A 13,349-nucleotide genomic window follows, 5' to 3' on the forward strand; every position below is an offset into this window, starting at 1 on the left:
AAAGTTTTCCAACGAGGCTTTCAATAGTACAATTTCGTTTGTTTTGAGTGGGCGGGTCCGCACGAATCCCGGAGAACGACTTTGCGTATCGCCACCGTACCACATGATATGGAGATCAGACCGGCCAACACGGACGACATCGAGGCGATACAGCGCGTCGCCCGACTGTCGTGGGAGGCGACGTACCACGACATCCTCAGCGCTGAGACGGTCGAGGAGACGGTGTCGGAGTGGTACTCCGAGGAGACGCTTTCCGAGGCGCTCGGCAAGCCGGGGACGGCGTTTCTCGTCGCCGAGGGAGACGGCGAGATCGTCGGCTTCTGTCACGGCGTCGTCGAAGCCGAACGGGGCGACATCGTCCGCCTCTACGTCGACCCCGACCACTGGCGCGAGGGCGTCGGGTCGGCGCTCTACGAGCGCCTCCGCTCGGACCTCGAAGATTTCAACATGAGCGAACTGGAGGCTATCGTGCTCGCGGACAACGAGATGGGCAACGAGTTCTACCGCCACCTCGGCTTCGAGAAGGCGGGCGAAGGCGAGGTGACGATGGGCGGGGAGAGCTACAGAGAGCACGTCTACCGGAAGGGGCTGAAAGCCTGACGCGCCGAAACCCTGCGAGGGTGCTTAGAACTCGGGGTCGGCCTCGGGGGCGACGCCGTCGTCCGGGCGGTCCAAATCGAACTCCCGGCGGAGTTCCCGAATCCGGTCGCGGATGTCCGCCGCGAGTTCGAATTCGAGATTGCTCGCCGCCTCGTCCATCCGGTCTTCGAGTAGTTCGACCTTCCGGGCGGCGTCGTCGGCGTCCTCGACGTCGTCGACCGAAGTATCGGAGGTGTCGGTGTCGCTGCCTGGAAGACTGGCCTCGCCGACTTCCTTCTGGATCGTCTCGGGCGTATAGCCGTGTTCCTCGTTGAACTCGGTCTGGATCTCGCGGCGGCGCTGGGTCTCTTCGATAGCGGCTTCCATCGAGTTCGTCATCTCGTCGGCGTAGAGGACGACCTCGCCGTTGACGTTGCGGGCGGCGCGGCCCATCGTCTGGACGAGCGTCGTCTCCGAGCGGAGGAACCCTTCCTGGTCGGCGTCGAGAATGGCGACGAGCGACACTTCGGGGATGTCCAACCCTTCGCGGAGGAGGTTGATGCCGACGAGTACGTCGATGTTGCCGAGTCGCAGGTCGCGGATGAGTTCGTGGCGCTCGAGCGTGTCGGTCTCGTCGTGCATGTACGCCACCTCGACGCCCGCTTCCTCCAGATACTCGGTGAGGTCCTCGGCCATCCGCTTGGTGAGCGTCGTGACGAGCACGCGTTCCTCGCGCTCGATTCTGTCGTCGATGCGGTCCATCAGGTCGTCGACCTGTCCGGTCGCCTCCGCGAGTTCGACCTTCGGGTCGACGAGGTGGGTCGGGCGGACGATCTGCTCGACGATCCGCTCGGAGTGTTCGCGCTCGTAGTCGCTGGGCGTCGCCGAGACGAAGAGGAGGTCGGCGGTCTTCTCTTCGAACTCCTCGAACGTCAGCGGGCGGTTGTCGTAGGCGGTCGGGAGTCGGAAGCCGTTGCCGACGAGCGAGTCCTTTCTGGATTTGTCGCCCGCGAACTGGCCCTTGATCTGCGGGAGGGTGACGTGGCTCTCGTCGACGACACAGAGGAAGTCGTCGGGGAAGTAGTCCAAGAGGGTGTACGGCGCTTCGCCCGACTCGCGGTCGGACATGTGTACAGAGTAGTTCTCGATGCCCGAGCAGTAGCCCGTCTCCCGGAGCATCTCCAGGTCGAACGTCGTGCGCTCCTCGATGCGCTGGGCGGCGACCAAGTCGCCGTTGCGCTCGAAGTAGCGGACGCGCTGCTCCATCAGTTCCTCTATCTCCTCGGTGGCGCGCTGGAGGCGCTCCTCGGGAATAGAGTAGTGCTCCGCCGGGTGGAAGAGGACGGCGGGTTCCTGGGAGACGACCTCCCCCTGAAGCGTGTCGATCTTCATCATGCGGTCGACCTCGTCTCCCCAGAACTCCACGCGGACGGCGTAGCGGCCGTACATCGGGAACACCTCGACGGTGTCGCCGCGCACGCGGAAAGTGCCCTGCGAGAAGTCGACGTCGTTTCGCTCGTAGTTGAGGTCGACGAGTCGCTTCAGCAGTTCGTCGCGGTCGATCTCCTCGCCGACCTCCAACTCGAGGGCCATGTCCTTGTAGTTGCGCGGGTCGCCGAGGCCGTAGATGGCCGAGACGGAGGCGACGACGATGACGTCGTCGCGGGTGAGAAGCGACCGCGTCGCCGAGTGGCGCAGGCGGTCTATCTCCTCGTTGATGGACATGTCCTTGTCGATGTACGTGTCGGTCTGTTCGAGGTACGCCTCCGGTTGGTAGTAGTCGTAGTAGGAGACGAAGTACTCGACGGCGTTGTCGGGGAACAGATTCCGGAACTCCTCGTACAGTTGGGCGGCGAGCGTCTTGTTGTGCGCGAGAACGAGCGTCGGTTTCTGGACCGCTTCGATGGTCCACGAGACGGTGTTGGTCTTCCCGCTGCCCGTCACGCCGAGCAGCGTCTGCGTCTCCATTCCCTCGGCGTAGCCGGACGCCAACTGCTCGATGGCCTCCGGTTGGTCGCCTGCGGGGTCGAACGGCGCGTCGACGCGGAACCGACGGTTTGCCTCCGGCCGGTCGGGCGACAGCGGTCCGGAGTCGGTGTCACTCATCGGCCGTCGTACGTGGCGGAGCTACTTTACGGGCACGGAGGCGCTCGATTCGGTCGAGTCACTCTGAGACACGCGTCGCGCGGGACCCGAATCGGCTAGCGCAGACGTTCGGCGAACGTCGGCGTCCAGACGGCTCCGTCGGTGAGCATCTCGCCGCCGCAGCGCCAGGAATCGGCGTCGTACACGTCGCCCTCGACGTACGGGTAGACGACGAGCGTCGTCGGCGTCGTCCGAAGCGACAGCGGGTAATCGTCGGCGCGGACGAAGCCGACCGCTCGCATCGTCTCCTCGGGGAACGCGGATCCGAAGGCCGTCAGGAGGTCGGCGTCGGGGTGCTGTTCGACGACGGCGACGAGCAGCGTCCGGACCGCGTCCGTGTCGCCCGCATCGGTCCGTCCCGCCGGGAGCACGTCGACGAGTTCGACGCGGTTCTCGCCCACGTCGGCGACGACGGCGGCGACCGGCTCGCCGTCACGGGCGGCGACGTAGGTTCGGTACGTCTCGCTTTCGTCGCCGAAGCGCCACGCGTAGAACTCGGCGTCGCGGACGGCGCGGACGCCGTCGGCGTCGGTGCGTTCGGCGAGCGCTCCGAGTCGCTCGGCGGGGACGCCGTCGACCCGGGAGACGGTCAAGTCGTGGTCGACGCCGACGCGGCGGCGCTTCGTTGCGAAGTAACCGCGGGCGACGCCGCCGCCGAGGCGGCCGAGCGTGCGCCCGAGAACGCCTCCGTCAGCGAGAAACGCACCCGGGTTCCGAACGTAGTGGTACGTCGTCGGCGACGCGGTAGCCGAACGTCAACGCGTCGGCGAGGGCGTCTTCGTCTCCGTCGAGGAAATCGAACGCGAAGGCGGATGGCGAGTCGGCGTATCGTTCCGCGGCGGCCGCCGAGAGGCGGTCAGCGAGGTCCATCTCCCGGTAGTTGGGGTGGACGAGGATATCGGCAGTTCGGAGAGCAGTCACGACAGTAGTCCCGACGCGCATTCGGAAGGCGACGGACAGGTGCGCACCGACGAGTTCGCCGTCGCCTTCGGCGACCAGTATCGGCGTCTCGTCCGGGTTGAACGGGTTGTCGACGAATCGGCGGTCGAACCACGCAGCGTCGGGTCGCTCGTCGGTCACCCGTTCGTACAGCGATCGGAGTTCATCGCGGTCGTCGCGGGCGAAGCGGCGCAGCGTGAGCTCGGGCGTATCGGCCGCAGTTTCGGCGGCGTGCTCGGCGCTCTCGGCGTCCGGTTCGAGCCTCTCTCCGCCGTCTGTGGTGGTGGTTCGGGGGGCGTCGGCGGAGTCGGACGGAGCAGTCTCGCCGTCGGTAGAGCGGTTCGCCGCCGCTCGCGACCGGCGCTCGTCACGTTCGTCTGGGTCGTGACTCTCTTCGCTCGACACGGTCATCGCGTAGGCGTTCCGGGAGAGCGAGCATTGTTACTCGCCCCATACTCGGCCGGTAAGTACTGCCAAACGACGCGTGTGTCGACCGAAGAGCTTTCCCGATACCCGCGCTGGTCAAGCGCATGGGACGAGAACAACTCCAGCGAGCGAGCGAAGAGCTCCGGGAGGCCGCGGAGCTAGCCGACGACGAACTCCGAGAACGACTACTGAAACAGGCGGATGCGTTCGGCGACCTCGCGAACCGGGAACGAGGCCCCGACCACGGCCGACTCGACAGACATCTGAACGTCCTTCGGGAGATTGCGGCGCAACTCGATGGGGAGGCGAAAGCACGCGTCAACGCGGCGAGCGAGACCGTCACCGACTATCGGTCCGGCGTCGCGGGCGTCTGAGCGCGCGAGTAACCCCTTCGGTTCACGTGGAGATTCGAGAGCGTCCGCTGGAGAAAACAGTCGGTCCGACGGTCAGCAGACGTTCTTCGGCTTGACACCCATCGATTCGAGCGTCTCGACGTACTGATCGTAGGCGGCCTCGACGACGGCGTCGGCGGCGGCTTGGGCGCGTTCCCACGCCGCGTCGTCGTCACAGACCGAGTCGAGTAGTTCTGCGGCGCGGTCCAGTTGGTCGTCGTAGTCGTCGCGGATGCTCCGGAAGGCGTCCGCCGAGGAGGTGTCGGCGCTGCCGACGAAGAAGCCGACCATCTGCCCGGCGAGGCGACTGACGACGAGAGAGCGTGCGAGGAGGCCGGCGACTCGCTCTTCGGTGCGTTCGAAGCCGTCGAGCGTCTCGTACATCGCCCGGTCGGTGTCGGGGTCGGCCTCGTCGCTCTCGATGGCCGCTCGGTGGTCGGCCTCCGCGTCGGCGACGACCGAGAAGAGGCCGGCGGCGTCGCCGTCGTCTTCGGTCTCGGCCCACTCCTCGAAGAGGCGGGCGGCCGTCTCCGCCTCGTCGCTGGCGGCGGCTCGAACCGCCGGTGCGTCCATCTCGCCGCCGGTGAGCGCGTACAGTGCCTTCGAGGAGCCGAGTCGGGAGAGAGCGGTTTCGTGGTCGTCGCGCAGCGTCTCGATGAGTCGGTTTCCGTTCATACGACGACGTACGTGGGTCGGGCGTTTGTAACCTCCGTCATCGTCAATTCGCTCGTGGCATCGTCGTCGATTCGTCCGTTCTGCCGCCTGCTCACCCTTTTGCCGTCGACTCGCTGCGCTGCTGCCTATTCGCTCCTCTGTCGCCGACTCGGCCTTCTGCCGTTGAATCCGTCGTTCTGCCGCCGGTTCACTCGTTCCACCGTGGGTCCGTTCGTTCCGTCGTCGACTGCTGTCGCATCTCCAGCGCAGACCCGCGCGAACGGTCAGCGAGAGATACAGTTACGGGGGTGGGTAGCAACGTGTCACCGTGCGCATCTCTACTGCCCTCCGCTCCGGTTTCCGACTCCCGGACCGTCATCCGGTCACAGTCCTCCCGTTTTACCTCCTGACGGCGAGCGTCGGCGTCGTCGTCCGCGTCCCGCTCTTCGTCGGTGTCGCCGTTGCCGTCGCCGTGCTCTCGTCGACCGGCCGCCTCGACGCGTTCGCCGAGGGGATACAGCGGGTCGACTTCGCCGCCATCGACGCTGAGAACCCGACGATACCGCCCGAATTGGGTGAGGCGCTGACGGTGCTCGTGACACCGACGACGGTCGCGGTGCTCGCGCTGTCCGTATTGGCGTCACTCGTCGTCGGTCTGGTGACGACCGCCGTCGTCCGCGCCGGGACGCTCTCGGCGGTGCTGGCGGCGATAGACGGGGAGGAACCCACCGTCGGCGGCGTCCGCGGCGCGAGCCGACTGTGGCGACCGTTCGTCGCCTTTCTGCTCCTCCGAAGCGTTCTGTTCGGCGGTCTGTTTCTGGTAGCGGCCGTCGTCGCAGTCGTGTTGGTGATGGTCACCACCTCAGAGGTGGTGCAGGTGCTTCTGGTCGGCACAGTCGTGCTGGTCGCGCTCGGTTTCGCGCTCGTCATCGGGCTACTGTTGGCGTTCACCGAGCAGTCGCTCGTCGTCGACGAGGCCGGACTGGTCGGCGCCCTTCGTGCGAGCGTCCGGTTCCCGTTTCGACGGCCCGTCGACTTCCTCTTCTACGCGCTCGTCGCAGGCGCGGTCCTCGTCGGCAACGGAATCGTCGTCAGCACGGCCGGCGCACTCGGCGTCGCACAGGCCGGAGCACTACTCTCCGTGCTGGTCGTCTCGCCGATTTTCGACGGGTTCAAAACCTCGCTGTACGCCGAACGTGGACTCTCCGAGCGCGACGACGAGCGTGCGTCGTATCGACGGCGGTCCGTCGCGCGCACGCGGGACGGTCTCGGAGCGCTCGGGCGCTTCGTCGTCGAGCATCCGGTGTGGAACCTCGTCGCGACGCTGGTGCTCGCCGGAAGCATCCTCGCGGGCTACGCCGCGACATCCGGCTACGGGATTCAGATCGGCGCACCGGGCGACGTCGCGGGCGTCTTCGGCACGTTCCCCCTCAACACGTTCGTCAACATCGCGGCGAACAACTGGCTCGTCGCCGCCGGAAGCGCCTACGGCGGCCTCGCGTTCGGCGTGCCGGCGGCGGTCAGCCTCGCCGTCAACGGACTGCTCGTCGGCGCGCTCGCGGGCATCTTCGAGTTGACGCCGTTTCTGGCGCTGGTCGCGCCGCACGGCGTCGTCGAACTGCCGGGGTTGGTCGTCTCGGGCGCGCTCGGCCTGCATCTCGGCCGCGTCGGCTGGCGCGCGTTCCGCGGCCGGGAGAGTGCGACGTCGGTCGCCGAGCAACTCCAACACGCGTTCCGGATACTCGTCGGGTTGGCCGTCGTCTTCGTCGTCGCCTCCTTCATCGAGGCGTTTCTCACGCCTCGAATCGCTGCGGTCGTCCTCGGTGGATGAGCGCACGACGCTGAGACGTGCGACGGGGTCGAAACGGCTTCGGCGCTCGACCCTCCTCTCTTCCGACATCAGTACGAACGACAGTATAATTATAGTAACCATTCACGCACCGAAGATCGAAACCTAACTTGTTGGGTGGCCGATTTTAGTGGACGTAGCAACTATCAGTAAATGCGAAACGCGACGCGCCGGACTCGACCCCAGTTCGCGTGCCAACGAACGTAGCCATACCATGCAGTCCCGGTGCACCGCGTTCGACGAGGTATTGCCCTCGTTTCCCCCATCCTCGACACTACACCCCCGAGCGACGCATCTCCACGTCGTACTCCAGTTCTCACCGGGAGCGTCGAGTCCGTCCGACGAACGGCGGGCGTACCTAATTTGTCTGGCAGAGATGTTTAGTGGATAGGGGGAGTATCGTTGTATGCGAACACGGACACCCCGGACTCAACACAGTTCGCGTGCCAACGAACGTGCCAAAGCCATGCACCCGGACGCGCCGTGTTTGGCGAGGATTCCGTCCTCCCCATTCTGAAGTCGTTACGCGAGAAGCGACGCGTACCCGGTTCGTCGCCGCTCGCAGCGGATACGACGGGCGCGACGAAGGATAACGACGGACGCGACGAAGAGTGACGACTCGTGCGACGAGGGGCGTGACGATGCGCCACCTGCTCCGTGGGGCGGTCCGTCACGTCGCGTGTTCTGACTCTCAGTTACGAGTTACTGTCTCCGTTTCCGAGCGGAAGCCTAACATGTTTGGGAGAGTAGTTTAGTGGGTAGAGATGTAAGTAGTAAATGCGAAACGCGGAGACGCGCCGGACCTGAATCACAGTTCGCGTGCCAACGAACTAGCCAAGCCATGCAGTCCCGGTGCACCGCGTTCGGCGAGGAATCGTCCTCGTACCCCCCATCCTTACGCGACTACCCGGCGAGCGCGATTGCTCGTCGGGGAGGTCGTGGTCGCAGAAAAAGTCGAATCGGAGAGCGGTAGCCGTCGTGGTCGCCGCGCTCAGTCGTCGTTGCTGCCGGTCTCGACGGGCGCGCCGACGAGGTTGCCCCACTCGGTCCACGAACCGTCGTAGTTGGTGACGTTGTCGTAGCCGAGCAGTTCGTGGAGCGCGAACCACGCGATGGAAGAGCGCTCGCCGATGCGGCAGTACGCGATGACGTCCTGGTTGTCGTCGACACCCTCGGACTCGTACAGTTCGCGGAGTTCGTCGGCGGACTTGAACGTGCCGTCGTCGTTGACGGTGGCAGCCCACGAGATGTTACGCGCGCCCGGGACGTGGCCGCCGCGCTGGGCGGTCTCCTGCAGTCCCGGCGGGGCGAGAATCTCGCCGGAGAACTCCTCGGGCGAGCGAACGTCGACGAGCGGCAGACCGCGGCCGATGGCCTTCTCGACGTCGTCGCGGTACGCGCGGATGGACTCGAACGGACCGCGGGCGGAGTACTCCTGTTCGGGGAACTCCGGGGCCTCGTCGGTGGTCGGGTAGTCGTTGTCGACCCAGTAGTCACGGCCGCCGTTCATCAGGCGGACGTCCTCGTGGCCGTAGTATTTGAACTGCCAGTACGTGTACGCCGCGAACCAGTTGGAGTTGTCGCCGTAGAGGACGACCGTGGAGTCCTCGCCGATGCCGTGGGAACCCAGCAGGTCCTCGAAGTCGCCCTTGTCGAGGATGTCGCGGGTCGTCTGATCCTGCAGTTGCGTCTCCCAGTTGAACCCGATAGCGCCGGGGGCGTGACTCTCGTCGTACGCCTCGGTGTCGACGTCGACTTCCACGAGTCGGTACTCGGGGTCGTCGCTCTGGAATTCGTCGAGGTGGTCTTCGACCCAGTCCGCCGAGACGAGCACGTCTTTTGCGTAATCTGCCATCGCGTGAACCCCTACGTTCTCCGGGAGCATAACCCTCACACCCCCGGCATGTACGGCCGTTCGAGCGGAGTACCGGATAATGTTGCATCATCCACCCCGACCAACGATTTATTACGGGGGTGCGCGGGTGACGAATCGGCGAGTACCAGCAACATCTGCTGATAGAAGGGACGGCGGTCAGTCGTGGCCGCGACGACGGAAGCTAAATCCCATCCGTCCGTAGCCCGCCACATGTACGAAAACGCCGTCGTGAGCGCGTCGTGGCTCGCCGACCGACTCGACGAAGTCCGCGTCGTCGACGTGCGCGACGCGTGGGAGTTCGACGGGATCGGGCACGTTCCGGGTGCGGTGAGCGTTCCGTTCGATACCTTCCGCAGTAGCGAGATGTCGGAGACGTCTCGTGACGAAGACGGGGACCCCGTCGGAGCAGGCGACGAGGGGATGTTACCCGGTGAAGAGATGTGGGCCGAGTTGCTCGGGGAGGCGGGCGTCGACAACGACGACCACCTCGTCGCCTACGACGACACCCACGGTGTCTTCGCGGCCCGCTTTCTCGTGACCGCCGAACTGTACGGCCACGACACCGACCGCCTCCACCTGTTCGACGGCGACTACAGCGCGTGGAGCCGAGAGTACGAGACGACGACGGAGACGCCGGGACCGGAGCCGACGACGTACGAGGTCCGACGCCCCGACTCGTCGCCGCTCGTCGGCTACGAGACGGTCCTCGCCAGCCTCGACGACGACGAGGTGGTCGTCGTCGACACACGTGAACCGGGGGAGTACGAGGAGGGCCACATCCCCGGCGCGGTGCAACTCGACTGGCGGGAGTTCGTCGACGACGAGACGCGGGGACTGAAACCGGTCGAGGAACTCGAATCGATTCTGGCCGACCACGGCATCGGCGACGACCGGCGGGTGCTTCTGTACTGCAACACCGCCCGCCGCATCAGCCACACGTACCTCGTACTCCGACACCTCGGATACGAGGACATCGCGTTTTACGAGGGCAGTCTCACCGAGTGGGAGAGACGCGGCGGCCCCATCGACCGCGAGGACGAGAACTGAGACCGAAGAAGTGATCGAGACGAACCGTACTCAGTACGGCTGAACGATGACCCCTCAGTACGGCCGAACGATGGTCCCTCAGTACGGCCGAACGATGGCCCCTCAGTACGACTGAACGATGACCCGACCGTCGTCGCACGCGGCGACGTGCGAACCGGCGTAGTGAAACTCGATGACGCGGCTGCAGGGTCGACTCAGCAGGTCGAGAGAGTCGTCCAGAATGGCATCGAGCGCGTCGGGGTCGAGCGACTCGAACAGCGGCGGCAGCGAGAGCGGGTCGACGTTCGTGGCGTCGGCGACGGCCCGGAGGACGGTGTCGCTCGGGCGTTCGCCGCTGTGGCTTCGGTAGGTTTTCGCGTTCGGCCCGGAAGTGATCAGCGGGGTGGAAGTGGTCACGACCAGTTGTGGATGCGGATTCTAGAGAATGTATCCTGTGATTATGTAACGGCATTTATTACAAAGACGGAACTTACGGTTCGATAAGTACTCGCCGGACCAGATTGCGGTAGCCGCGGCGGAGACGGTCGGCGACCGCCTGGCGACTGATACCGAACTCCTCGGCCAACGAATCGAGCGACGCCTCTCGCGGAACGTCGAAGTACCCCCGATGGAACGCGAGCAGGAGCGTCTCTCGCTGCGCGTCGGTGAGTCCCTCGGACTTCGTTTGCTCTCCGCGGAGTCGCCGCAACTGTCGGAGTTCGAGCTGAATCTCGTGGCTCTCGCAGTAGGCTTGAAACGCCGAGAGGCAGTCTCGCGTGGGCACTCGGCACTTGAACGTCCACCCGTCGGCCGTGCCCGTCGCGCTGAGAAGCGCGATGTCGAGTCGGGCGAAACCCGCGAGAACCTCGTCGCCGACGGCGGTCCACCGACTCTGAAACAGCGTTCCCCCGTCGTCGTCGCCGAGGACGTGGACGCTCTCGAAGGCGTCGTGGTTGGCGAGCACGTCGACGACGAGGTCCTCGTCGGCACCGCTGACTCGGAAGTAGGGAAAGACGTCCGGTCCCGTCGGAATGACGCGAACGAGTTCGATTCTCACGTCGGACGCCGCCGAGAGAATCGGATGGAAAGGAAGCGCCTCTGTCGGAAGCGAGAATTCGGCGTAGAGAGTCATTCAGTGTATGGCCTACCGTTTCGTGTTCCTCACACAAAATACCACAGCCACATCAATCCGAGTTGTCCGAAAACCGTACGTCTATCTCGGATGAAAGTAACTGAGCGCTCTCCAGAACCAGCGCGACGACGAGCGGCCCCGCGATGACCCCGATGGCACCGAGGCTCAACAACCCACCGACGAAGCCGACGAAGTAGATACTGCCGGGGAGGTTCGCCGTCCGCTGGGCGAGTCGCGGACGGATGAGGACGTCCGGGAGAAACGCCACGAAGAACCCGCCGACGACGAAGACGAGGAGCGCGGCGACGGTTTGTCCGAGCGTGAGATGGTAGAGCGCGAGGAGCAACAGGAGAAGGCTCGGCCCCAACACGGGGACGAACTGCAGCACCGCCGCGACGGTCGCGAGCGCGATCGGAAAGTCGTAGCCGAGAAGCGCGAAGACGACCACGCCGATGAGAAACGTTCCGACGGCCGTCGCCGCCTGCAGCACGTAGATGGCGAACAGCGTGTCGCGCGCGCGTCGGTCGAGCGCCGTCGCCACGTCCCGATACGTGTGCGGAACGAGCGTCAGTACCGCGTCCCGCGTCGTTCCCGATCGAAGCAGTAGCGCGAAGACGACAAGCGCGAACACCGAGAGTTTGACGAGCAGTACCGGCGCGGCGACGACGATATCCCGCGCGAGCGACCGCAGAAGCGAGAGCGCCACCGCCGTCGCCTGATCGAGCGTCACGGTGTAGCCGTAGCCGAAGAACGCGAGCGTCACCTCGTCGGGGACGATGGCGAGTAACTCGCGAAGCGCGTCGAACCGGAGGACGAGTACGCCGACCAGCGGTGCCGCGACGACCACGACGCCGAGGAACGCGGCCGCGGTGGCGACGACGCTCGACGTCCACGCCGAGAGGCCGCGGTGCGTCAACTCGTGACGTAGCGGCGAGAGCAGGTACGCGACCGTCACGGCGAAGAACACCGTCGCCAACACGTCGGCGAGTATCAGCGCCGCCACCGCCGACGAGCCAACGAACAGCGCTCCCAGAACGTACCGCCGGTCGAAAGTCACGACGGTGATTTCCGTGAAACCGTTAAAGCCGTTTGGGTGGCCGATGACCCCGGTTCGTTCCCTTCGGTGGGTGCTTCCTCGACGGATGCGGACCGCGACCGTTAAATAACACCCGGTGTAACCACCACGTAATGAACCGACGACGTTTCCTCAAAGCGGCGGGTGCGGCGGGCGTCTCGGCGTTCGTCGCCGGGTGCAGCGCCGAACCAGTCGATGACGGCGGCGACGAGTCGGGGTCGAACGGGAGCGACCGGACCGGAACCGAGGGCGAGACGGGGACGACGACGGGAACGTCGTCGGGTGCCGCGACACTCCGCGTCGCGACGTACTCCGCCTTCGTCGACGCGCCGAGTTCGAGTCCGGGACCGTGGCTCAAAGAGCAGTTCGAGTCGGAGTTCGACGCCACACTAGAGTGGCAGACCCCGGACAACGAGATAAACTACTTCATCGAGCGCGCCGCCGAGGGCGTCGACATCGACGCCGACGCCTACGTCGGACTCGACACGAATATGCTCATCCGCGTCGACGAGAACGTCGACGGAGAGCTGTTCGCGTCCACCGAATCGGGTGAGATCGAGGGCCGAGACGCGGTGCAGTCCGGACTGGAGTTCGACCCACAGGGCCGCGCGATACCGTACGACACGGGGTACATCAGCCTCGTCTACAACGAGAACGAGGCGACCGCGCCGGAGACGTTCGACGGCCTGCTGGACCCCGAGTTCGAAGGTGACCTCCTCGCGCAGGACCCCCAGTCGAGCGCGACCGGCCAGGCATTTCTGCTCCACACCATCCACGCGAAGGGCGAGGACGGCTACCTCGACTACTGGGAGCAGTTGCAGCAAAACGACGTGCGCGTACTCGGGACGTGGGAGGACTCCTACGCCGCGTACTCGAACGGCGAAGCGCCGATGGTCGTCTCCTACTCGACCGACCAGGTGTTCGCAAACGAGGAGGGCGAGGACCTCAGCGAACACCAGATTCGATTCCTGAACGGCGAGGCGTACGCCAACCCCGAGGGGATGGCTCGATTCGCCGACGCTCCGAACGTGGACCTCGCAAACCGGTTCCTCTCGTTCATGCTCCGCCCGGAGGTTCAAGCGGAAATCGCCGTCAGAAACGTCGCGTTCCCGGCGATTTCCGACGCACCGCTGCCGGAGGATTTCGCCCAGTACGCCAAGGAACCCGAGACGCCGGTCACCTTCACTTACGAGGAACTCCAAGGGAACCTCAGTGAGTGGACCGACGCGTGGGCCCGGCAGTTCGTCAGCGACTGA

Annotated in this window: 13 protein-coding genes; 5 read left to right on the forward strand and 8 right to left on the reverse strand. The window is 65.4% G+C overall.

What is annotated here, in order from left to right; genetic code table 11:
* The first annotated feature begins 108 nt into the window (after positions 1-108).
* A complete protein-coding gene (locus LAQ74_RS14960) occupies positions 109-600 on the forward strand; it encodes a GNAT family N-acetyltransferase (protein ID WP_224333324.1) in 492 nt (163 codons plus the stop codon).
* 24 nt (positions 601-624) lie between these two features.
* On the opposite strand, the gene uvrB is transcribed toward LAQ74_RS14960, so the two are convergent.
* The 3 genes from uvrB to LAQ74_RS14975 form a co-directional block, all read right to left on the reverse strand.
* A complete protein-coding gene (gene uvrB, locus LAQ74_RS14965; RefSeq protein WP_224333325.1) occupies positions 625-2,685 on the reverse strand; it encodes an excinuclease ABC subunit UvrB in 2,061 nt (686 codons plus the stop codon).
* Between the two features lie 95 nt (positions 2,686-2,780).
* Positions 2,781-3,317: a hypothetical protein gene (locus LAQ74_RS14970; RefSeq protein ID WP_224333326.1), complete on the reverse strand. Its 537-nt coding sequence runs from the start codon at positions 3,315-3,317 to the stop codon at positions 2,781-2,783.
* A 97-nt stretch (positions 3,318-3,414) separates the two neighbouring features.
* Positions 3,415-4,074, reverse strand: a complete 660-nt coding sequence (locus tag LAQ74_RS14975; RefSeq protein ID WP_224333327.1) for a GNAT family N-acetyltransferase — start codon at positions 4,072-4,074, stop codon at positions 3,415-3,417.
* Between the two features lie 119 nt (positions 4,075-4,193).
* Here LAQ74_RS14975 and LAQ74_RS14980 point away from each other — a divergent pair, with 119 nt between their 5' ends.
* On the forward strand, positions 4,194-4,463 hold the full coding sequence (locus LAQ74_RS14980; protein WP_224333328.1) for a DUF7553 family protein: 270 nt from the start codon (positions 4,194-4,196) through the stop codon (positions 4,461-4,463).
* 72 nt (positions 4,464-4,535) lie between these two features.
* On the opposite strand, the gene LAQ74_RS14985 is transcribed toward LAQ74_RS14980, so the two are convergent.
* The gene (locus LAQ74_RS14985; RefSeq protein WP_224333329.1) at positions 4,536-5,156 is read right to left on the reverse strand and encodes a transcription antitermination protein; all 621 of its coding nucleotides are present in this window, start codon (positions 5,154-5,156) and stop codon (positions 4,536-4,538) included.
* A gap of 307 nt (positions 5,157-5,463) precedes the next feature.
* Here LAQ74_RS14985 and LAQ74_RS14990 point away from each other — a divergent pair, with 307 nt between their 5' ends.
* Positions 5,464-6,966, forward strand: coding sequence for a stage II sporulation protein M (locus tag LAQ74_RS14990; protein ID WP_224333330.1), 1,503 nt, complete (start codon positions 5,464-5,466; stop codon positions 6,964-6,966).
* A 1,009-nt stretch (positions 6,967-7,975) separates the two neighbouring features.
* On the opposite strand, the gene LAQ74_RS14995 is transcribed toward LAQ74_RS14990, so the two are convergent.
* A complete protein-coding gene (locus LAQ74_RS14995; RefSeq protein ID WP_224333331.1) occupies positions 7,976-8,839 on the reverse strand; it encodes a sulfurtransferase in 864 nt (287 codons plus the stop codon).
* A gap of 231 nt (positions 8,840-9,070) precedes the next feature.
* Here LAQ74_RS14995 and LAQ74_RS15000 point away from each other — a divergent pair, with 231 nt between their 5' ends.
* Positions 9,071-9,907 carry a sulfurtransferase gene (locus LAQ74_RS15000; RefSeq protein ID WP_224333332.1) on the forward strand — a complete coding sequence of 279 codons (837 nt, stop codon included), beginning with the start codon at positions 9,071-9,073 and terminating at the stop codon, positions 9,905-9,907.
* Between the two features lie 102 nt (positions 9,908-10,009).
* Here the strand turns inward: LAQ74_RS15000 and LAQ74_RS15005 are convergent, their stop codons facing one another.
* From LAQ74_RS15005 to LAQ74_RS15015, 3 genes are all read right to left on the reverse strand, one after another.
* Positions 10,010-10,303 carry a HalOD1 output domain-containing protein gene (locus LAQ74_RS15005; protein ID WP_224333333.1) on the reverse strand — a complete coding sequence of 98 codons (294 nt, stop codon included), beginning with the start codon at positions 10,301-10,303 and terminating at the stop codon, positions 10,010-10,012.
* 73 nt (positions 10,304-10,376) lie between these two features.
* Complete coding sequence (locus LAQ74_RS15010; protein ID WP_224333334.1) at positions 10,377-11,018, reverse strand: helix-turn-helix domain-containing protein; 642 nt, start codon at positions 11,016-11,018, stop codon at positions 10,377-10,379.
* Between the two features lie 52 nt (positions 11,019-11,070).
* Complete coding sequence (locus LAQ74_RS15015) at positions 11,071-12,075, reverse strand: AI-2E family transporter (protein WP_224333335.1); 1,005 nt, start codon at positions 12,073-12,075, stop codon at positions 11,071-11,073.
* 131 nt (positions 12,076-12,206) lie between these two features.
* On the opposite strand from LAQ74_RS15015, the gene LAQ74_RS15020 reads away from it, so the two are divergent.
* Positions 12,207-13,349, forward strand: a complete 1,143-nt coding sequence (locus LAQ74_RS15020; protein WP_224333336.1) for a thiamine ABC transporter substrate-binding protein — start codon at positions 12,207-12,209, stop codon at positions 13,347-13,349.

The sequence above is a fragment of the Haloprofundus halobius genome, from assembly GCF_020097835.1.
Lineage (GTDB): Archaea > Halobacteriota > Halobacteria > Halobacteriales > Haloferacaceae > Haloprofundus > Haloprofundus halobius.